This is a genomic window from Pseudomonas putida (assembly GCA_041879295.1).
GTDB lineage: Bacteria > Pseudomonadota > Gammaproteobacteria > Pseudomonadales > Pseudomonadaceae > Aquipseudomonas > Aquipseudomonas putida_Y.
In genome coordinates, this window is record CP047152.1 from 5,556,126 (window position 1) to 5,574,442 (window position 18,317).

Below are 18,317 nucleotides of genomic sequence, written 5' to 3' on the forward strand. Positions count from 1 at the left end.
TGGGTAGCGACAATGCTGCCGCACACGCAAAACCGGCGCGCAACTTAACTTCGCAGCTTCGATGCCGCAATCATCAATTACCTTTCAATGGCTCTGGGCCAGGAAACCCGGCCCAGAGCTGTCGCATCAGGCTTACTTGCCCGACTTGATCTTCGTCCAACTGCGGGTGATCACTCGCTGCACAGAAGCGTCAGGCGCAGCGATCGCGTACAACTTCTTCTTCACTTCGGCAGGCGGGTAGATGCTCGGGTCGCTGGTGATGTCTTTGTCCACGAACTGGGTGGCAGCAGCGTTCCCGTTCGGGAAGCGCACGGCATTGGTGATTTCAGCCATGATTTCCGGCTGCATCAGGAAATTCATGAACTGGTAGGCAGCGTCTTTATGCTCGGCATCTTTCGGGATGGCGACCATGTCGTAGAAGGTACCGGCACCTTCCTTCGGAATGACGTAGTCCACTTTTACCTTGTCGCCCGCTTCATGGGCACGGGCCTTGGACTGCTCCAGGTCACCCGAGTAACCGACGGCTACACAGATGTTGCCGTTGGCCATGTCGCCAATGTACTTGGACGAGTGGAAGTAGGTGATCGAAGGACGGATCTTGAGGAACAGGTCTTCGGCGGCTTTCAGGTCTTCTTTCTTGGTGCTGTCGGTCGGTTTGCCGAGGTAGTGCAGCGCAGCCGGGAGCATTTCGGTCGGGGCGTCGAGGAAACTCACGCCGCAGCTCTTGAGCTTGGCGATGTTCTCAGGCTTGAACACCACGTCCCACGAATCGATCTTGTCCACACCCAGCGCAGCCTTGACCTTCTCCGGGTTGTAGCCGATGCCGATCGAGCCCCACATATAAGGGAAGGCATGCTTGTTGCCCTTGTCGCTGGCATCGCCAACGGCCTTGAGCAGGTCGGGGTCAAGGTTCTTCCAGTTCGGTAGTTTCGAACGGTCCAGCTCCTCGTACACACCCGCCTTGATCTGCTTGGCCAGGAAGTTGTTCGACGGCACGACGATGTCATAGCCCGACTTGCCTGCCAGCAGCTTGGCTTCCAGGGTTTCGTTGCTGTCGAAGACGTCGTACTTGACCTTGATACCCGTCTGCTTCTCGAACTTGGCGATGGTGTCCGGAGCGATGTAGTCCGACCAGTTATAGACGTTCAACACTTTGTCTTCAGCCTGAACAGCGGAGGCCATGGCGCCCATCAGGGCGGCGGCCAGCAACGTTTTGCCCATTTTATTCATGCGTAATGCTCCAGAATTTTTATTTAGCAACTGTCCAGCAGCCAGAACCCACGGTGCAGAGCGCGCGGCGACTGAAACAGCCGCTAGTCTGGCAAGTTACAAGGCCCTGTATCAAGGAAAGCAGGGCCATGTAACGGCTTAATGTCACAACGCTAGCCTAGCAAACGCTTATCGAATCGCCTCAAGGGTAAGATCCAGGCACTTGCGTGCCTTTTCCACCAGTTCGTCGATCTCCGCATGGCTGATTACCAGCGGCGACGCGATGATCATGGTGTCACCCACCGCACGCATGATCAGGCCGTTCTCAAAGCAGAAGGTGCGACAGATCATGCCCACGCCTTTGCCTTCGTAACGGCTGCGGGTGGCCTTGTCCTTGACCAGCTCGATCGCACCCAGCATGCCCAGGCCGCGCACTTCACCCACCAGAGGATGGTCCTGCAGCTCGCGCAAACGCTTTTGCAAATACGGTGCCGTATCCGTGCGCGCCTTCTCGACAATTTTCTCGTCACGCAGGATGCGCAGGTTTTCCAGGCCCACCGCGGCCGCCACCGGGTGGCCGGAGTAGGTGAAACCGTGATTGAAGTCGCCGCCTTCGCTGATCACCTTGGCCACGGTGTCACGCACGATCACACCGCCCATGGGGATGTAACCAGAGGTCAGGCCTTTCGCGATGGTCATCAGGTCGGGCTTGAGGTCGTAGTAGTCAGAGCCGAACCACTCGCCGGTACGGCCGAAGCCGCAGATCACCTCGTCGGCGACGAACAGGATGTCGTACTTGGCAAGGATCTCCTTCACCTTGGGCCAGTAGGTTTCCGGCGGGATGATCACGCCACCTGCGCCCTGGATCGGCTCGGCGATGAAGGCAGCGACGTTGTCTTCGCCGACTTCGAGGATCTTCTTCTCCAGCTGCTCGGCAGCCCAGACACCGAATTCGTCAGGGGTCATGTCGCCGCCCTCGCCGAACCAGTAAGGCTGAGGGATGTGAACGATACCCGGGATCGGCAAGCCACCCTGCTCGTGCATGCCGCTCATGCCACCCAGGCAAGCACCGGCGAAGGTGGAACCGTGGTAACCGTTGATACGGCCGATGATGGTCTGCTTGTGCGGTTTGCCCTTAAGCGCCCAGTAGTGACGCACCATGCGCAGCACAGTGTCGTTGCCTTCGGAGCCGGAGCCGGTGAAGAACACATGGGTCATACCTTTCGGCGCCACTTCGGTGATCGCTTTGGCCAGCTCGAGCGCCGGCGGGTGAGCGGTCTGGAAGAACAGGTTGTAGTACGGCAGCTCGCGCATCTGTTTTTCTGCCGCCTGCACCAGCTCTTCACGGCCGTAGCCGACCGCCACGCACCATAGACCGGCCATGCCGTCGAGGATCTTGTGCCCCTCGCTATCCCACAAATGCACACCCTGGGCCTTGGTGATGATGCGCGGCCCCTTCTCCTTCAGTTGCTTGTAGTCACTGAAGGGTGCGAGGTGATGCTCCCCGCTCAGGGTTTGCCATTCACGGGTTTGCGGGTTGTTGACGCTCATGTGCTTCTCCGTTATTGGACCGCCGCGCTCCTGCGGCACCAGGGTTGATCAGACAGCGAACAGCAGGAACTCACGCTCCCAGGAACTGATGACGCGCTTGAAGTTTTCGTGCTCGGCGCGCTTGGTGGCGACATATCCGGTAATGAATTTCTTGCCCAGGTACTGCACCAGCGCACGGCTGTTTTCCATGCGTTCCAGGGCGTCTTCGATGGTCAGGGGCAGGCGCAGGTTGCGGCGTTCGTAACCACGGCCCTGCACTGGCGCGCTGGCCTCGATACCTTCGACCATGCCGATGTAGCCACACAGCAGGCTGGCGGCGATGGCCAGGTAAGGGTTGGCGTCGGCGCCCGGCAGGCGGTTTTCGACGCGCCGGCTTTGCGGGCCGGCATCCGGTACGCGCAGGCCGACGGTGCGGTTTTCTTCGCCCCACTCCACGTTCACCGGCGCCGAGGTGTCGGGCAGGAAGCGGCGGAACGAGTTGACGTTGGGCGCGAACAGCGGCAGCGCCTCGGGGATGAACTTCTGCAGGCCGCCGATGTGGTTGAGGAACAGCTCGCTCATGCTGCCGTCTTCATTGCTGAAGATGTTCTTGCCGGTCGCCACGTCGACCACGCTCTGGTGAAGATGCATGGCACTGCCCGGCTCGCCGGTCATCGGTTTGGCCATGAAGGTGGCGGCCACGTTGTGCTTGAGCGCCGCCTCGCGCATGGTGCGCTTGAACACCAGGATCTGGTCGGCCAGGTGCAGGGCGTCGCCGTGACGGAAGTTGATTTCCATCTGCGCCGTGCCGTCTTCGTGGATCAGCGTGTCGAGGTCCAGTTGCTGCAGCTCGCACCAGTCGTAGACATCTTCGAACAGCGGGTCGAATTCGTTGGCAGCTTCGATCGAGAACGACTGACGGCCGGTTTCCGGGCGACCTGAACGGCCGACCGGGGGCTGCAACGGAAAGTCCGGGTCCTCGCTGCGCTTGGTCAGGTAGAACTCCATCTCGGGGGCGACGATCGGCTGCCAGCCCTTGTCGGCGTAGAGCTTGAGCACTTTTTTCAGCACGTTGCGCGGCGACAGTTCGACCGGGTTGCCCTTCTTGTCGTAGGTGTCGTGGATGACCTGTGCGGTCGGTTCGATAGCCCACGGCACGAGGAACACGGCGTTCTCGTCAGGGCGGCAGATCATGTCGATGTCTGCCGGGTCGAGCAGTTCGTAATAGATGTCGTCGTCGACGTAGTCACCGGTCACGGTCTGCAGCAGCACGCTCTCGGGCAGCCGCATGCCTTTTTCGGCGATGAATTTGTTGGTTGGCGAAATCTTGCCGCGCGTGATGCCGGTCAGGTCGCTGATCATGCATTCGACTTCGGTAATCTTGTGCTCTTTCAACCAATCGGTGAGCTGGTCGAGGTTGTTACTCATAAATACCTCAGGAGGTAAGGTGGTCCACGACTTGATTCTGGATGGAGTAGATTGCTAAAGCAAAAACCCACGCGCAGAGCCACAGTGGATACACTGAAATCAGCTGTGTCCGTAATGAGTTCAAAAGGCAGGAAGACGAAGCGAAGGGCGGCAAGCCGCTGCGAGGACCGGTCCGGGAACGCGAAACGTCAATTATTGCGGCCAGGGCGACCACGCCATTGACGAAGCTTGCAAAAATGACGGAAGTGCCTGTTGGCACTGCGCAGGCAGTGCTTTCAGGTCGCGGCAAGCGGACCATGTGACCCTCGTATTATTGTGTTCTGGGTTGAGACCGAGCTTAGCCTTGTTCATTTTTTTACACAACACCTCCGTAAAAAATAAAACACGGCGCACCGGAGATAGCCCTTTACGCAGGAAATAGCGGATAATGGTTTGCCCCGATATGCAGCAAATCTGCCGTAGATGTGCCATTTCAGGGCATCATGGGGTTGGCTTGACATCAGTATGGCTTTTCGATTGACTGGTCTTGCAAGCCCCCCTTGATTGATATTTTTAACAACAAAGGTGTTGCATCATGTCGGTACCCCCGCGTGCCGTTCAGCTTAACGAAGCGAACGCGTTCCTTAAGGAACATCCTGAGGTTCTCTACGTTGACCTTCTGATTGCAGATATGAATGGTGTGGTGCGTGGCAAGCGCATTGAGCGCACCAGCCTCCACAAGGTTTACGAGAAAGGCATCAACCTGCCGGCCTCCCTCTTCGCCCTGGACATCAACGGTTCCACCGTCGAAAGCACCGGGCTGGGCCTGGACATCGGCGATGCTGACCGCATCTGCTATCCAATCCCCGACACGCTCTGTAACGAGCCGTGGCAAAAGCGCCCCACCGCCCAGCTGCTGATGACCATGCACGAACTGGAAGGCGAGCCGTTCTTCGCCGACCCGCGCGAAGTGCTGCGTCAGGTGGTGACCAAGTTCGACGAACTGGGCCTGACTATCTGCGCCGCATTCGAACTGGAGTTCTACCTGATCGACCAGGAGAACGTGAACGGCCGCCCGCAGCCACCACGCTCGCCAATTTCGGGCAAGCGCCCGCAGTCGACCCAGGTGTACCTGATCGACGACCTCGACGAATATGCCGACTGCCTGCAGGACATCCTTGAAGGCGCGAAAGAACAAGGCATCCCGGCCGATGCCATCGTCAAGGAAAGCGCCCCGGCGCAGTTCGAAGTCAACCTGCACCACGTGGCCGACCCGCTCAAGGCCTGCGACTACGCGGTACTGCTCAAGCGGTTGATCAAGAACATCGCCTACGACCATGAAATGGACACCACCTTCATGGCCAAGCCCTACCCGGGCCAGGCAGGCAACGGCCTGCACGTGCACATTTCCGTGCTGGACAAAGATGGCAACAACATCTTCACCAGCGAGGATCCCGAGCAGAACGCCGCGCTACGTCACGCTGTCGGCGGTGTGCTCGAGACCCTGCCCGCGTCCATGGCATTCCTTTGCCCGAACGTCAACTCGTACCGCCGCTTTGGCGCGCAGTTCTACGTGCCGAACGCGCCAAGCTGGGGCCTGGACAACCGCACCGTGGCGCTGCGCGTGCCAACGGGTTCTGCGGACGCCGTGCGCATCGAGCACCGCGTAGCCGGTGCCGACGCCAACCCGTACCTGATGATGGCTGCGGTGCTGGCGGGCGTACACCATGGCCTGACCAACAAGGTCGAGCCGGGCGAGCCGATCGAAGGCAACTCGTACGAGCAGCTGGAGCAAAGCCTGCCGAACAACCTGCGCGATGCCCTGCGCGAGCTGGACGACAGCGAGATCCTGAACAAGTACATCGATCCGAAGTACATCGACATCTTTGTCGCGTGCAAGGAAAGCGAGCTGGAAGAGTTCGAGCACTCGATCTCCGACCTCGAGTACAACTGGTACCTGCATACCGTGTAAACAAAAACGCCGCCCCTCAAGGGCGGCGTTTTTTGTTTGAGACCGGTGTCGCCTGCTTCGCGGGCGAGCCCGCGAAGAGGGCGGTCCACGCTTACAGGGGCTTCTCGAAAATCTTCGAATTGCGCTGGTAGTTGTACAGCGAAGCCCGCGCCGCCGGCAGCCGCTCCACGCCACTCGGCGCAAAGCCGCGCTCGCGGAACCAGTGCGCCGTGCGCGTAGTCAGCACGAACAAAGTACTCAAGCCCATCTGCCGTGCCCGGCTCTCGATCCGTTCCAGCAGCTCGTCCCCACGCCCGCCATGGCGGTACTCCGGGTTCACCGCCAGGCAAGCCAGCTCGCCGGCCTCGGAATCGGCAATCGGGTACAGCGCCGCACAGGCGATGATCATGCCCTCGCGCTCGACCACGCTGAACTGCTCGATCTCTCGCTCCAGCACTTCGCGCGAACGGCGCACCAGGATGCCCTGCTCTTCCAGCGGGCTGATCAACTCCAGCAAGCCACCCACATCCTCGATAGTTGCCTCGCGCACCACTTCGAACTGTTCCTGCGACACCAGCGTACCGCCACCGCCACGGGTGAACAGCTCGGTGAGCAGCGCGCCGTCCTCGGCATAGCTGACGATATGGCTGCGCGCCACGCCGCCTTTGCAGGCCTCGGCCGCAGCATCCAGCAGTTCGCCCTGGTAGTCGCTGCCAAGACGCTGCAGATGCGGGGCAACCTGCTGCGGGCGCAGTTCGCGCACCAGCCTACCGTCAGCGTCCAACAAGCCCGGCTCGGCGCCGAACAGCAACAATTTGTCGGCACCCAGTTCGATGGCCGCGCGGGTAGCCACGTCTTCGCAGGCCAGGTTGAAGATTTCCCCGGTAGGCGAGTAGCCCAAGGGCGACAACAGCACGATGGAGCGCTCGTCGAGCAGGCGGCTGATGCCCTTGCGGTCGACCCGGCGCACTTCGCCAGTGTGGTGGTAGTCCACGCCTTCGAGCACGCCGATCGGCCGCGCAGTGACCAGGTTGCCGGAGGCCACGCGCAGGCGCGAGCCCTGCATGGGCGAAGCGGCAATGTCCATCGACAGCCGCGCTTCAATGGCCAGGCGCAGGGCGCCGACGGCATCGATCACGCAGTCCAGGGTGGCCGCATCAGTAATACGCATGCCCCGGTGGTAGTGCGGGGTCAGCCCGCGATCAGCCAGCCGGCTTTCGATCTGCGGGCGCGAGCCATGCACCAGCACCAGGCGCACGCCCAGGCTGTGCAGCAGCACCAGGTCGTGGACGATGTTGCCGAAATTAGGGTGTTCCACCCCATCGCCAGGGAGCATGACCACGAAGGTGCAGTCGCGATGGGCATTGATATAGGGGGATGCATGACGCAGCCAGTTGACGTAATCGGGCATGACAGAGCCTGTGGATAAGTGGACGGAGAACGGCGATGCAGGGGGCGTTCAGGATCATCGTCGGAACAGGCTTGCGGTCACGCGCGGTCTCCTCTAGGCAGGAACGAATCAGTTCGATTGACGTTTAGTGCAGGCAATAGTGCCGGATCAGGTCACGCAATAGACGCACGGTAGGCTCGATTCGTGACATTTCAAGGTATTCGCCGGGCTGGTGGGCACAGGCAATGTCGCCAGGGCCCAGCACAATGGTCTGGCAGCCCAGTTGCTGAAGATAAGGTGCTTCGGTGCCGAACGCCACCGCTTCAGCGCGATGGCCGGTCAGGCGCTCCGCGACCTGTACCAGTTCGACATCGGCAGCCTGCTCGAACGGCGGCACCTCCGGGAACAGCGGCGCATAGTCGATGCGCACCTCATGGCGCTCTGCAACCGGCAGCAATTTTTCGCGAATGGCCGCGCGCAGTTGCTCCACGTCCATGCCAGGCAGTGGCCGCAGGTCGAACTCCAGGGCGCACTGGCCGCAGATACGGTTGGGGTTGTCGCCGCCGTGGATGCAGCCGAAGTTCATGGTCGGGGTCGGCACGGTGAATTGCGGGTTGCTATAGGTTTGTTGCCACTGCTGGCGCAGGCCCATCAGCTCACCCATGACCGCATGCATGGCCTCCATGGCGCTGCGCCCCAGGCTTGGGTCCGACGAATGGCCGCTGCGACCGAGGATGTCGATGCGGTCCATGAGGATGCCCTTGTGCATGCGGATCGGCCGCAGCCCGGTAGGCTCACCGATGATCGCTGCACGGCCCAGTGGCTGGCCGGCCTCGGCCAGGGCACGGGCGCCGGACATGGAGCTTTCTTCGTCGCAGGTGGCAAGGATCAGCAGCGGCTCCTTGAAGTCGTGCTCCAGCAGCGGGATGACCGCTTCGATGACCAGGGCGAAGAAGCCCTTCATGTCGCAACTGCCCAGGCCGACCCAGCGGCCATCGGTCTCGGTAAGCTTCAACGGGTCGCTGGCCCACAGCTGTTCGTCATAGGGCACGGTATCGCTGTGCCCGGCCAGCACCAGCCCTCCCGGGCCGGTGCCACGGCTGGCCAGCAGGTTGAACTTGCCGGGGCTGACCTGCTGGATATCGCACTTGAAACCCAGGTCGCCGAGCCAACCGGCCAGCAGGTCGATAACCTGGCGGTTGGACTGGTCCAGCGCAGGTTGGGTACAGCTGACCGAAGGCGCGGCGATCAAGGCGGCAAACTGGTCTTTCAGCGTCGGCAACGGCATGCGCGTACTCCTCGGAAACGTTGCCCATCATAACAATGCCTATCGTTCGCAGGGCAACCCCATGGGCTTCTTCGCGGGCTCGCCCTCCTACAGGGTTTCGCTGCCCTCAAGGGCTACGCGTTATCTGTGGGAGCGGGCAAGCCCGCGAAGAAGCCACCACGATCCAACAGTCGACAGCCGACTGCTGTAAACTCCTTGCCAACCACGCCCCCTCTTTCGAGTCTGTGATGCACAAAGAAACCGAACTGAAGCTCCGCGCCAGCCGCGAGACCCTTGCCGCCCTGCGCGAGCACCCTCTGCTGAAAAAGCGCAACAAGTCCGGCTGGCAGACCCGTGAACTGCTCAACCAGTACTTCGACACCCCCGAGCGTGAACTGTCCGCCGCCCGTGTCGCCCTGCGCCTGCGCCGCGATGGCGACGCGATCATTCAAACCCTCAAGTGCCGCGGCCAGAGCGTGGCCGGCCTGTCCGAGCGCAACGAGTACGAATGGAACCTGGACAAGGTCAAGCTCGACCTGAAGAAGCTGGACGCCACCTGCTGGCCCGAGCAACTGGCCAACCTGGACAAGAAAACCATCAAGCCACTGTTCACCACCGATTTCAGCCGTGAATACGCTGAAATCGCCTGGGGCCGTGGCAAGAGCAAGGTGGTGATCGAGGCTGCGCTGGACCAAGGCTTCGTGATCGCCGGCAAGCGCAAGGAAGAGATCTGCGAGCTGGAGCTGGAACTGCGCGAAGGTGAGCCGCAAGCCCTGCTGGAACTGGCCGCAGAACTGGCCGCCAGCCTGCCACTGATGCCGTGCGACATCAGCAAGGCTGAGCGCGGTTACCGCCTGCTGGAACCGGACAGCTACGAGCTGGACCTGCCGCACACCGCGTTGGAAGCCGAAATGGCCTTGGACGACGCCTATGCCGCCCTCGCCTGGCAGCTGCTGGCCAGCAGCCAGCGCCTGGCCGAGCAGTACCGCCACAACGGCCACTGGCGCCTGTTGCAGGACTGGGTCGAGTGCCTGAGCGAGCTGCGCGCACTCACTGCCAGCCTGGGCCAGGCAGCACCGCGCGCTACCACCCGCGACCTGCGCACCAGCCTTGATGCCTTGCTTGAAGACTGGCGCCCGCTGGTGCAGGCCGGCAACGATGACGAAGACATCCGTCGCGCCGCACCCGAGCAGTTTGCCGAAGAACTGGAAGACGTACGCTGGGGCCAGTTCTCGCTGGAAACCTCACGCTGGCTGACGGCCCGTACCTGGACCGCAGAGCGCAAGGGCCGCGGCGAACGCCAGGGCAAAGCGCAACTGGCCAGCTGGCTGGGGCATCTGCTGGGCGAGGAAGGCCGCGCGTTGAAGCTGCCGCTGTACACCCAGCGCCCGGAAGACCTGGCCGAGCAGTTGCCACGTATCGAGCAGCTTCTGGCCTGGCTGCACCACGCCCGCCAGGTGCTGGAAGCGCCGCAGATGGACCGCCTGTACGGCGACCTGAAAAAGCTGCACGAACTGGCCGAGCAGCCCATCAGCGATGAAGTGCTGGAAGCGCGTATCGAACAGGCTCGGGCTGTGGACCAGAGCCGCGGCTGGAAGCACCTGCTCAAGGCGTGATACCGCGCCGCCTGCTTCGCGGGTAAACCCGCTCCTACATACGATCCGCGCCAGGCGTGGGGCCAGTATAGGAGCGGGTTTACCCACGAATGGCCTCAACGCGATAGCGGCAGGCTAGTGGTGGATTTGATCTCGGAAAGCGCCACAATCGAATTCACCTCCTGAATCCCCGGCACGTTCGACAGTTTTTCGAAGAAGAACCGCTCGTAGGCCTCGATGTCCGACGTGACGATACGCAGCAGAAAGTCCACAGCCCCCATCAGCACATAACACTCCAGCACCTCAGGGAACCCGCGGATCGCCTCGGTGAACTCGGTGAAGTTGGAGCGCCCGTGGGCGTTCAGTTTCACTTCGGCGAAAATCTGCGTGTTCAGGCCGACCTTCTTGCGGTCCAGCAAGGTCACCTGCCCACGAATCACCCCCTCTTCCTTCAAGCGCTGAATGCGCCGCCAGCACGGCGATTGCGACAGCCCGACGCGCTCGGCGATCTGTGCACTGGACAGCGAAGCGTCCTCCTGCAGCAGTTCGAGGATGCGACGGTCGTAGGCGTCCAGCTCGCTGTGCATTGTTTATTCTCCAAATCAGATTTTTTTGAATAAAAGAATTCACTAATAAGACGAAACCACCCAATCATAGCGAAAAAATACCGCCACCAACGTGCAAGAATTTCTCCCTCATTTGCGGAGACCAGCATGAACGCACAGCCCCGTACCGACGCCTGGGCCGCCACCAACGCCCACAGCACCGTGCACTATCGCCTGCAGGCCGAGGCCGAGCCCGATAGCCTGTGCCGGGTACTCAACCTGTTTGCCTTGCAGTTCCTGACCCCGCATAGCGTGCAGGTCAGCCAGCAGGATGACTGGCTGGATATCGAGGTCGGTATCGGCGGGTTGAGCTGGCACCGGGCCGAGGTAATTGCACAAAAACTGCGTAACTTGGTGTGTGTAGGTGAGGTGAGCCTGACCAATGTCCAGCGGGTGGCGTTGGCAGTGGTCTGAACCCTCTCTGCTGGACCTGTACCGCATAGCACTCAAGGCCCGCGCGATCCCTGTAGCAGCGGGTTCACCCGCGAAGCCCTCCGGTACAGACGCAGCAAAATCCCGAAACCTTTCACCTCCAATAGTCTCCCGCCGCCGGGCTAGCCTTGATCAGCACTACACGATCAGGCACGGACGCCAACCATGCACACCCCCGACAACCCGGCACTCGACCTCAAGCGCGTGCTTCAGGCCCTGCTCGCTGATCAGCACCTGCACGCCAGCGATACCCTGCAAGTACTCGAACACGCCGCCACCCACCCCGCTAGCCACCCGCTGGAACACATCGCCGCCTGCAGCCTGGAAAGCCGCCAGCGCCCCGGCCAGCCCCTGGACCTGGAGCACCTTTGCCAGTGGCTGGCCGACAAGGTCGGACAACCCTACCTGCGCATCGACCCCATGCAACTCGACCTGCCCCAGGTCACCGGCCTGATCTCCCCTGCCTTCGCCCAGCGCCACGGCATCCTCATCGTCGCGGCCGATGCCTCCAGCGTCACCGTCGCCAGCGCCCAGCCTTTCCAGGATGACTGGCAAGCCGACCTGGCCCGCAGCCTCGGCCGGTCGATCCGTCGCGTACTGGCCAGCCCGCAGCAGATCCGTCAGTCGGCGCAGTCGTTCCACCGCCTGGCCCAGTCGGTAAAAGGCGCGCAATACCAGCAGTCGGCCAGCCTGGGGGAACTTGAGCAATTGCTGGAGCTGGGCAAACGCCAGGCCGAGGCCAGCGCAGACGACGCACATATCGTGCATATCGTCGACTGGCTGTTGCAGTACGCCATTGAGCAACGCGCCAGCGATATCCACCTGGAACCACGCCGCGAACAGGGCCAATTGCGCTACCGCATCGACGGCCTGCTGCACACCGTCTATGCCTTCCCCGCCGGGGTCACCCTGGCCCTCGTCAGCCGCCTTAAACACCTGGGCCGCATGGACGTTGCAGAGAAGCGCCGGCCGCAGGACGGCCGGCTGCAAAGCCGCCTGCCCGGTGGTGGCGAGGTGGAGCTGCGGCTTTCGACCCTGCCCACCCCGTTTGGCGAGAAACTGGTGCTGCGCCTGTTCGACCCGCAACAGTTGCAAGAAGGCTTCGAACGCCTTGGCTTGCACGGCCAGCAACTGGCCCAATGGCAGAGCCTGCTACGTCAACGCCAAGGCATCATCCTGGTCACCGGCCCCACCGGCTCCGGCAAGACCAGCACGCTGTACACCAGCCTCAAACTGCTGGCCACACCACAGGTCAACCTGTGCACCATCGAAGACCCGATCGAGCGTCTGGAACCAGCCTTCAACCAGCTGCAGGTGCAGCCCGCGCTGGACCTGGGGTTTGCCAACGCGGTCAGGGCCATGCTGCGCCAAGACCCCGACATCATCATGATCGGCGAAATCCGCGACCGCGAAACCGCCCTGGTAGCGGTGCAGGCAGCGCTGACCGGGCACCTGGTGCTGTCGACCCTGCATACCAACGATGCCTGCGCAGCCATCACCCGCTTGCAAGAGCTGGGTGTGGCCGACTACCTGATCAAGGCGACGCTTATCGGGGTGATGGCCCAGCGCCTGGTGCGAACCGTCTGCACCGACTGCCAGGCAGGTTCATCACCCGCCTGCCGAGCTTGCCGCGGTACCGGCTTTCAGGGGCGCACGGGATTATTCGAACTGCTCGAGCCCAGCGACGCCTTGCGCGCATTGATCGGCCCGCATGCCGACCTGACCCGTTTGCGGCGCCAGGCGCTGGCCGATGGCCTGATTGACCTGCGCCGTTGCGGCGAGGCCAAAGTAGCCGCTGGGCAGACCCGTGCCGAGGAAGTGCTGCGCGTCTGCAACTGACGAAAAGTCCTTTGTATTCAAGGAACTTGCCTTGCCCGAAAAGATCCAAGCGCGCATCTTCAACCATCACCCTTCGAGGTGTTTCAACATGCGTCTCAAAACCGCCATTGCCGCGGCTACCTTGCTTTCGCTGCCTCTTGGCTCGGCCATGGCCGATACCTTCTGGCGTAACGTGATGACGTCCGGTGCTACCACGGCGTCGAGCTACCTGACCTCGCGGGATCACAAGCTGGTAGTGGCCGCGCAGGATGACGCCAGCAGCTTCGTCGCCAGCGAAGGCGAGATCCGCGGGCCGTTCCTGGAAGCGGCCATGCGCGAGGCACGGGCAGAGAACCCAGGGATGCAGGCATCCGACATGGAACTGGCCAATGCCATCCTGGCCAAGAATGCGGTAGCCGAGTAACTGCGTCGCCTGCTTCGCGGGTAAACCCGCTCCTACAGGTACCCGCGAAGCATCCAACACCAACCTCAGCGATAAGCCTCCACCGGCACACACGCACAGAACAGGTTCCTGTCCCCATATACGTTGTCTACCCGGTTCACCGCCGGCCAGTACTTGTGCTGGCGCACGTGAGCACTGGGGGCCACCGCCTGCTCCAGGCTATACGGCCTGTCCCATACCCCCAGCACATCAGCCAAGGTATGCGGTGCATGCTTCAGCGGGTTGTTCTCCGCTGGCCAGTTGCCCTGCTGTACTTCGTCAATTTCCGCGCGAATCGCCAACATCGCTTCGACAAACCGATCCAGCTCAGCCTTCGATTCACTCTCGGTCGGCTCCACCATCAGCGTGCCCGGCACTGGGAAGGACATGGTCGGTGCGTGGAAGCCATAGTCCATCAGGCGCTTGGCCACGTCCTCTTCGCTGATGCCTGTCAGTGCCTTCAACGGCCGTAGGTCAAGGATGCACTCATGCGCCACACGCTGGTTGCGTCCGCGGTAGAGCACCGGGAACGCCGCGCCCAACTGGCTGGCGAGATAGTTGGCCGAGAGGATAGCCACCTCGCTGGCGTCGGCCAGCTGCGGGCCCATCATGGCGATGTACATCCAGCTTATCGGCAAGATGCTTGCACTGCCCCAAGGGGCGGCGCTGACCGCGCTATTGTTCGGGTCCAACCCAGGCACCGGCACTACCGGGTGGCTGGCGACGAACGGCTTGAGGTGCGCGCGGATACCGATCGGCCCCATGCCTGGACCGCCGCCACCGTGGGGAATGCAGAACGTCTTGTGCAGGTTCATGTGTGAAACATCGGCCCCAATGTCTGCGGGGCGCGCCAGGCCCACCTGGGCATTGAGGTTGGCACCGTCCATGTAAACCTGGCCGCCGTGATGGTGCACCACCTCGCAGATTTCGCGTATCCCCTCTTCGTACACACCGTGGGTCGAGGGGTAGGTGATCATCAGGCACGACAGACGCTCACCGGCCGCGTGTGCCTTGGCCTTGAGGTCAGCCAGGTCGACGTTGCCATCGTTGTCGCAATCGACGATCACCACTTCCATGCCGGCCATCTGTGCCGACGCCGGGTTGGTGCCGTGGGCCGACGACGGGATCAGGCACAACGTGCGCATCGGCTGATGGCGGCTGCGGTGATAGCGCGTGATGGCCATCAGGCCGGCGTATTCACCCTGAGCACCGGAGTTAGGCTGCATGCAGATCGCATCGAAGCCGGTGATCGCGCACAGCCAGCTTTCCAGTTCGTCGATCATCGCCTTGTAGCCTGCTGCCTGGGCCGCCGGGGCGAACGGGTGCAGCTGGGCAAAACCGGGCCAGGTGATGGGGATCATCTCACTGGTGGCGTTGAGTTTCATGGTGCACGAGCCCAACGGGATCATCGACTGGTTAAGCGCCAGGTCCTTGTTCTCTAGCTGCTTGAGATAGCGCAGCATCTCTGTTTCGCTGTGATGCAGGTTGAACACGGGGTGGGCGAGGAATGGCGTGCGTCGCACCAGGCTGGCAGGGATACCTTCAGGCAGGGCCAGCTGGTCGAGGGCGGTGATTTCCAGGCCATGATCCACCCCCAGGAAGATGTCGAGCAGGCGCAGCACCGTCTGTTCGTTGCAGGTTTCATCCAGGCTCACCCCCAGGTGCCCGCGACCGAGAATACGCAAATTGATGTGCGCGGCCTCGGCGCTTTCAATGATGGCCGCCTGGGCACCGCCAACATCCAGGGTAAGGGTGTCGAAGAAGTGTTGATTGAGGCGTTTGATGCCTTTGGCCTCGAGGCCGGCAGCCAGGATGAAGGTCAGCCGGTGCACACGCTGAGCGATACGCTGCAGGCCTTCCGGGCCATGGTAAACCGCGTAGAAGCCAGCAATGTTGGCCAGCAGCACCTGGGCCGTGCAGATGTTGGAGTTGGCCTTTTCGCGGCGAATATGCTGCTCGCGGGTCTGCAGGGCCATACGTAGTGCGGTGTTGCCACGGGCATCGCGTGACACGCCGATGATGCGTCCCGGCATAGCCCGCTTGTAGTCATCGCGACAGGCGAAGTAGGCCGCGTGAGGCCCGCCGTAACCCATCGGCACACCAAAGCGCTGGGTCGAGCCCAGCACTACATCGGCGCCCAGTTCTCCGGGCGGCGCCAACACTACCAGGCTGAGCAAGTCCGCGGCCACGCAGGCCAAGGCCTGCTGGCTGTGCACCTGGTCGATCAGCGGGCGCAAGTCGCGCACTTCACCGTGGGTGTCGGGGTACTGCAGCAAAGCACCGAACACCGAGTGTTTGGCAAGGTTATCCACAGAGTCGACGATCAGCTCGAAACCGAAGCCCTCGGCGCGGGTCTTGAGTACCGAAAGGGTCTGCGGATGGCAGTGCTCGTCGGCGAAGAAGGCGTTGCTCTTGTTGCGTGCCACCCGCTTGGCCAGGGCCATGGCTTCGGCGGCAGCGGTGGCTTCATCGAGCAGCGAGGCATTGGCCAGAGCCAGGCCAGTAAGGTCGATGACCATTTGCTGGAAGTTCAGCAGCGCCTCCAGCCGGCCTTGGGCAATTTCGGGTTGGTAGGGCGTGTAGGCGGTGTACCAGCCAGGGTTCTCCAGCACGTTGCGCAGGATGACTGTGGGGGTGATGGTGCCGTGGTAGCCCATGCCGATGAGGCTGGTCCAGACCTGGTTCTGTTCGGCGTAGCCGGCGAGCTTGGCCAGGGCGGCTTGCTCGTCCAGTGCCGCAGGCAGGTCGAGGGGGCGATTGAGGCGGATGTCTGGCGGAACGGTTTGCTCGATCAGTTCGTTGCGGCTGTTGATACCCAGCGCGTTGAGCATGGCCTGCTGCTCTGTGGCATCGGGGCCCAGGTGGCGGCGCAAAAATGGGTTGAGCTCTTGCAGTTGATGCAGGGATGGCGACTGGGACATGACGACGCTCTCTTCCTAGACCAGGCCTCATGGAGACTTACAAGTCTAGGAAGGGATTGCCGATTGTGCGGGGAAACTTGTTTGCAGGCCCGGCCTCTTCGCGGCTAAAGCCGCTCCCACAGGGGCTGTACCCGTCTCGAATGCAGCGCTGTACCTGTGTAGGAGCGGCTTTAGCCGCGAAGCAAGCGACGCGGTCTTACTCGCCAATCAGCGCCTGGTAGCCAGCCGCATCCAGCAACTTGTCCAGCTCGGCCGGGTTGCTTGGCTTCAATTTGAAGATCCACGAACCGTAAGGCTCTTCGTTGAGCAGTTCCGGGCTATCGGCCAGCTCTTCGTTGACCGCAATCACTTCGCCACCGACCGGGGCGTAGATGTCCGAAGCGGCCTTGACCGACTCCACCACACCCGCAGCGTCGCCAGCGCCAAACACTTTGCCGACTTCAGCCAGCTCGACGAACACCACATCACCCAAGGCTTGCTGGGCGTGATCGCTGATACCCACGGTCACGCTACCGTCGGCTTCCAGGCGAGCCCACTCATGGCTTTCGGCAAAACGCAGGTCGGCGGGGATATTGCTCATGTCTTGAATTCCTCGATTGGCTCAGCGGTAGGCCCGCCGGTTATAAATTGTTCAGATCAGGATCTTGCCGTGGCGCACGAAGGTCGGTTTGACCACCCGCACCGGGTACCACTTGCCGCGAATTTCCACCTCGGCCCGATCACCGGTAGCCATTGGCACGCGCGCCAACGCAATGGACTTGCTCAGCGTAGGCGAGAAACTACCACTGGTGATCTCCCCTTCGCCAATACCGGCTACACGTACTACCTGATGGGCGCGCAGTACACCGCGCTCTTCCAGCACCAGACCCACCAGTTTTTCTTGCACGCCGTGCTCGATTTCCGCAAGCAGGCCGGCACGGCCGATGAAGTCGCGCTCGGCCGGTTCCCAGGCGATACTCCAGCCCAGGTTGGAGGTGAGCGGGGTGTGGTTTTCGTCGATGTCCTGGCCGTACAGGTTCATGCCAGCTTCCAGGCGCAGGGTATCGCGGGCGCCCAGGCCGCTTGGGGCGATACCGGCGCCGACCAGGTCGTTGAAGAAGGCCACTGCCTGCTCGCCCGGGAAGATGATCTCCAGGCCGTCCTCACCGGTATAGCCGGTGCGGGCAATGAACCAGTCGCCGTCGGCAACGCCTTCAAACGGGCGCAGTTCGCGAATGAGAGCTGCGCGCCCGGCGCTGAGCAGGGCCGCGACCTTTTCGCGGGCATGCGGCCCCTGGATGGCAAGGATGGCCAGATCAGGCCGGGCCTGAAAGCCCACGGAAAAACCGGCACGCTGCAATTGCAGCCAATCGAGCACCTTGGCACGGGTGGCGGCATTGGTGACCAGGCGATAGCCAGTTTCCGTGCGGTAGACGATCAGATCATCGATCACCCCGCCCTGTTCGTGCAGCAGTGGGCTATACAACGCCTTGCCGGTATCGTCGAGGCGGGCCACATCGTTGGCCAGCAAGCGCTGCAGCCAAACGGTGGCATCAATGCCGTCGACATCGATCACGGTCATATGGGAGACATCAAAGACGCCGCAATCGCTGCGCACCTGGTGGTGCTCCTCGACCTGCGAGCCATAGTGCAGGGGCATGTCCCAGCCACCGAAATCGACCGTCTTGGCGCCTAGCGCCAGGTGCAGGTCATACAAAAGCGTGCGCTGTCCCATGGGTTTCTCCTTCCGGGCGTGGCGAAGCGGCGGCGG

At 62.0% G+C, this 18,317-nt stretch carries 14 protein-coding genes; 5 read left to right on the forward strand and 9 right to left on the reverse strand.

Annotated elements, in window-relative coordinates:
- Window positions 1-132: 132 nt before the first annotated feature.
- The 3 genes from GST84_25280 to GST84_25290 form a co-directional block, all read right to left on the reverse strand.
- A complete protein-coding gene (locus tag GST84_25280; protein XGB15483.1) occupies window positions 133-1,230 on the reverse strand; it encodes an extracellular solute-binding protein in 1,098 nt (365 codons plus the stop codon).
- A 168-nt stretch (window positions 1,231-1,398) separates the two neighbouring features.
- Window positions 1,399-2,760 (reverse strand): aminotransferase class III-fold pyridoxal phosphate-dependent enzyme, encoded by a 1,362-nt coding sequence (locus GST84_25285; GenBank protein ID XGB15484.1) that lies wholly within the window; start codon window positions 2,758-2,760, stop codon window positions 1,399-1,401.
- 48 nt (window positions 2,761-2,808) lie between these two features.
- On the reverse strand, window positions 2,809-4,167 hold the full coding sequence (locus GST84_25290) for a glutamine synthetase (protein ID XGB15485.1): 1,359 nt from the start codon (window positions 4,165-4,167) through the stop codon (window positions 2,809-2,811).
- A 574-nt stretch (window positions 4,168-4,741) separates the two neighbouring features.
- Between GST84_25290 and GST84_25295 the strand changes: the two genes are divergently transcribed.
- On the forward strand, window positions 4,742-6,118 hold the full coding sequence (locus GST84_25295) for a glutamine synthetase (protein ID XGB15486.1): 1,377 nt from the start codon (window positions 4,742-4,744) through the stop codon (window positions 6,116-6,118).
- Between the two features lie 91 nt (window positions 6,119-6,209).
- Here the strand turns inward: GST84_25295 and argA are convergent, their stop codons facing one another.
- Both argA and argE read right to left on the reverse strand, forming a co-directional pair.
- Window positions 6,210-7,508 (reverse strand): amino-acid N-acetyltransferase, encoded by a 1,299-nt coding sequence (argA, locus tag GST84_25300; protein XGB15487.1) that lies wholly within the window; start codon window positions 7,506-7,508, stop codon window positions 6,210-6,212.
- Window positions 7,509-7,632: 124 nt separating this feature from the next.
- Window positions 7,633-8,775 (reverse strand): acetylornithine deacetylase, encoded by a 1,143-nt coding sequence (argE, locus tag GST84_25305; GenBank protein ID XGB15488.1) that lies wholly within the window; start codon window positions 8,773-8,775, stop codon window positions 7,633-7,635.
- Between the two features lie 227 nt (window positions 8,776-9,002).
- Between argE and GST84_25310 the strand changes: the two genes are divergently transcribed.
- Complete coding sequence (locus GST84_25310; protein ID XGB15489.1) at window positions 9,003-10,370, forward strand: CYTH domain-containing protein; 1,368 nt, start codon at window positions 9,003-9,005, stop codon at window positions 10,368-10,370.
- 95 nt (window positions 10,371-10,465) lie between these two features.
- Here GST84_25310 and GST84_25315 read toward each other — a convergent pair whose 3' ends face one another.
- Window positions 10,466-10,936 (reverse strand): winged helix-turn-helix transcriptional regulator, encoded by a 471-nt coding sequence (locus tag GST84_25315; protein XGB15490.1) that lies wholly within the window; start codon window positions 10,934-10,936, stop codon window positions 10,466-10,468.
- A 126-nt stretch (window positions 10,937-11,062) separates the two neighbouring features.
- On the opposite strand from GST84_25315, the gene GST84_25320 reads away from it, so the two are divergent.
- From GST84_25320 to GST84_25330, 3 genes are all read left to right on the forward strand, one after another.
- Window positions 11,063-11,368: a hypothetical protein gene (locus GST84_25320; protein ID XGB15491.1), complete on the forward strand. Its 306-nt coding sequence runs from the start codon at window positions 11,063-11,065 to the stop codon at window positions 11,366-11,368.
- Between the two features lie 183 nt (window positions 11,369-11,551).
- A complete protein-coding gene (locus tag GST84_25325; GenBank protein XGB15492.1) occupies window positions 11,552-13,225 on the forward strand; it encodes a type II/IV secretion system protein in 1,674 nt (557 codons plus the stop codon).
- 88 nt (window positions 13,226-13,313) lie between these two features.
- On the forward strand, window positions 13,314-13,628 hold the full coding sequence (locus GST84_25330; protein ID XGB15493.1) for a DUF2388 domain-containing protein: 315 nt from the start codon (window positions 13,314-13,316) through the stop codon (window positions 13,626-13,628).
- Window positions 13,629-13,693: 65 nt separating this feature from the next.
- Here GST84_25330 and GST84_25335 read toward each other — a convergent pair whose 3' ends face one another.
- From GST84_25335 to gcvT, 3 genes are all read right to left on the reverse strand, one after another.
- Window positions 13,694-16,567, reverse strand: a complete 2,874-nt coding sequence (locus GST84_25335; protein ID XGB15494.1) for a glycine dehydrogenase (aminomethyl-transferring) — start codon at window positions 16,565-16,567, stop codon at window positions 13,694-13,696.
- A 196-nt stretch (window positions 16,568-16,763) separates the two neighbouring features.
- Window positions 16,764-17,147 carry a glycine cleavage system protein GcvH gene (gene gcvH / locus GST84_25340; protein ID XGB15495.1) on the reverse strand — a complete coding sequence of 128 codons (384 nt, stop codon included), beginning with the start codon at window positions 17,145-17,147 and terminating at the stop codon, window positions 16,764-16,766.
- A 51-nt stretch (window positions 17,148-17,198) separates the two neighbouring features.
- A complete protein-coding gene (gene gcvT / locus GST84_25345) occupies window positions 17,199-18,281 on the reverse strand; it encodes a glycine cleavage system aminomethyltransferase GcvT (GenBank protein XGB15496.1) in 1,083 nt (360 codons plus the stop codon).
- Window positions 18,282-18,317: the final 36 nt, after the last annotated feature.

What these genes read in the sequence shown, in the direction of transcription:
- argA (XGB15487.1), bottom strand. Translation starts at nt 7,508, where the DNA reads ATGCCCGATTACGTCAACTGGCTGCGTCATGCATCCCCCTATATCAAT.
- gcvH (XGB15495.1), bottom strand. Translation starts at nt 17,147, where the DNA reads ATGAGCAATATCCCCGCCGACCTGCGTTTTGCCGAAAGCCATGAGTGG.
- GST84_25295 (XGB15486.1), top strand. Translation starts at nt 4,742, where the DNA reads ATGTCGGTACCCCCGCGTGCCGTTCAGCTTAACGAAGCGAACGCGTTC.
- argE (XGB15488.1), bottom strand. Translation starts at nt 8,775, where the DNA reads ATGCCGTTGCCGACGCTGAAAGACCAGTTTGCCGCCTTGATCGCCGCG.
- GST84_25310 (XGB15489.1), top strand. Translation starts at nt 9,003, where the DNA reads ATGCACAAAGAAACCGAACTGAAGCTCCGCGCCAGCCGCGAGACCCTT.
- GST84_25280 (XGB15483.1), bottom strand. Translation starts at nt 1,230, where the DNA reads ATGAATAAAATGGGCAAAACGTTGCTGGCCGCCGCCCTGATGGGCGCC.
- GST84_25335 (XGB15494.1), bottom strand. Translation starts at nt 16,567, where the DNA reads ATGTCCCAGTCGCCATCCCTGCATCAACTGCAAGAGCTCAACCCATTT.
- GST84_25285 (XGB15484.1), bottom strand. Translation starts at nt 2,760, where the DNA reads ATGAGCGTCAACAACCCGCAAACCCGTGAATGGCAAACCCTGAGCGGG.
- GST84_25330 (XGB15493.1), top strand. Translation starts at nt 13,314, where the DNA reads ATGCGTCTCAAAACCGCCATTGCCGCGGCTACCTTGCTTTCGCTGCCT.
- gcvT (XGB15496.1), bottom strand. Translation starts at nt 18,281, where the DNA reads ATGGGACAGCGCACGCTTTTGTATGACCTGCACCTGGCGCTAGGCGCC.
- GST84_25315 (XGB15490.1), bottom strand. Translation starts at nt 10,936, where the DNA reads ATGCACAGCGAGCTGGACGCCTACGACCGTCGCATCCTCGAACTGCTG.
- GST84_25290 (XGB15485.1), bottom strand. Translation starts at nt 4,167, where the DNA reads ATGAGTAACAACCTCGACCAGCTCACCGATTGGTTGAAAGAGCACAAG.
- GST84_25325 (XGB15492.1), top strand. Translation starts at nt 11,552, where the DNA reads ATGCACACCCCCGACAACCCGGCACTCGACCTCAAGCGCGTGCTTCAG.
- GST84_25320 (XGB15491.1), top strand. Translation starts at nt 11,063, where the DNA reads ATGAACGCACAGCCCCGTACCGACGCCTGGGCCGCCACCAACGCCCAC.